This window comes from Catenibacterium faecis (genome assembly GCF_014306455.1).
In the GTDB taxonomy this organism is placed as follows: Bacteria; Bacillota_I; Bacilli_A; order Erysipelotrichales; family Coprobacillaceae; genus Catenibacterium; species Catenibacterium mitsuoka_A.
In genome coordinates this window covers 1-1,785 of the sequence record NZ_JACRWG010000120.1, presented here as the reverse complement: position 1 = coordinate 1,785, position 1,785 = coordinate 1, and the positions used below count along the sequence as shown (strand labels likewise).

1 protein-coding gene and 1 rRNA gene are annotated in these 1,785 nt (G+C 34.6%); both read right to left on the bottom strand.

The features are described 5' to 3' along the window. Positions 1-288: 288 nt before the first annotated feature. A complete protein-coding gene (locus H8909_RS12955; protein ID WP_187013120.1) occupies positions 289-1,572 on the bottom strand; it encodes an MYG1 family protein in 1,284 nt (427 codons plus the stop codon). A gap of 95 nt (positions 1,573-1,667) precedes the next feature. Beyond that, positions 1,668-1,776: ribosomal RNA gene (gene rrf / locus H8909_RS12950) — 5S ribosomal RNA — on the bottom strand. Between the last annotated feature and the right edge of the window lie 9 nt (positions 1,777-1,785).

The window sequence follows — 1,785 nt, the reverse complement described above, 5'->3', positions numbered from 1 at the left end:
TCATCCTGAGCCAGGATCAAACTCTCCACTGAATATGTGAAGAGCTGATGTTCAGCTCATCAATTAAATGTTTTCAAATAAATCTGACGTGTATCTGTTCAGTTTTCAATGTTCTGTCTCAGCCCGTCTTGCGGACTGCCTGTCTATAATACCCAATATCCGGGCGTTTGTAAAGTGTTTTTTTAATATTTTTTGATTTTTTTATAAAAAATATTTAAAATCTCTTATATTGGTTATTTTCATCAAAAAAAGGCTATCTTATCACATAAGACAGCCATGTTTAATAGTTTAATGTGTTTTATTTTGTTCAGTATATTCTACAATACGTTGTGCTAGTTCCATAATGGATTCAAAATTTTCAGCACCACCAATAAATCCTCCTGGATGGATAAAGCGCGCACCTTCTACTCCAGTAAGTTCTACTAATTCTTGATCACGTTTTCCACACCACTCTTCAGGTACTTTGATACGTGTATCAAAGCTTGCTGGCGATAGAGGAACGCCTTGAAAGTTCCATCCTCCTCTTTGAGATGGAAACACAGTTAAATAGATATCATTCACTTTATTGCTTTCTGATTTAAGTAACGTGCCTTTCCATGGGACAAACTGTTCTAGAATCATAATATGATGTTCTGATAAATCAATTTGTGCTTCAACATAATCCATTCCTTGAATTCTACTTACTTCTGAATGAATGCAGGTATCAAATATCTCTTTAAGTAATGGTTCACCATTTTTATGATAGTGTTCCATTAAGATAGCGAGCTGTTCTACTGGATAAGCAGTGACTTCATCTGTTTCTTCACGTTCAAAAGAAAGTGGCTGCACAAACATCTTATTCACATCATATACACCTAAATCTGCATGTTTACTTGATTTATTGTAATAAGTGATGATTTCTTCACCATATTCTTTCCACATATCTATGGCATCACCTTCTTCATTAAAAATGAAACATTTCGCTTCATTGGCTTTATCTAAAACAATCTTCTTCATCACCTGATCTAACCAATCATAACCATCATCCCAATCAAGTTCATTATTATTATAAACATCCTTTAAATATTCAATATATACATGAAAAACCGTTCTCATAAAATCAACTGATTTTAAAAATGCTTCATCTCCACTAATAGGTGAATTCCAGAAAGGGTTACTAATAGAAATGACAGATGAAATAGTCATGGAAATGCGTTCACCTTCTCCATTATCCAATGCATCTATAGGCATGATAATCTGATCATCTATATCATAAAAATAATCTTCTATATAATCTTGAATTCCTAATTTTTCAAGTATCTGCATGCCATAGTCACGCCAAATAAGACCTACAGAAGAATAAGCAATTCCATTATCTCTTCTTACTTTATCATCCTGGTGATGATCATACTTTCCTAAACCAATATCATAGACAAAAGCATCTGTATCTTTTTCATCTATTTCTGCAACTCTCGCAAGTGAAACATCTTCATATAATATTTCTAATAAGACTGTCGCCATAACATCATCTGCATGAAATGATCCAGCATGAGTTATAAACTTTGCATCCTTTTCTTCTACTATCTTAATCATATTATCTCCTCTTTTATACTCTTATCTATCATATCATTCTTACAAGAAACTTACACTACTAAAAAAGCCCTCCTGTCGGAAGGCATAAAAAAAGGACCTGGCAGCTTGCTATTGTCGCGTCTTCACACTATCGTCGCCGTTATGATGCTTAACTTCCGTGTTCGGGATGGGAACGGGTGTGTCCATCATGCTATCGCCGCCAGATCCTCGAGG

Bases quoted from the DNA above. Each gene is read 5' to 3' on its own strand.
- H8909_RS12955 (WP_187013120.1), bottom strand. From the start codon at position 1,572: ATGATTAAGATAGTAGAAGAAAAGGATGCAAAGTTTATAACTCATGCT.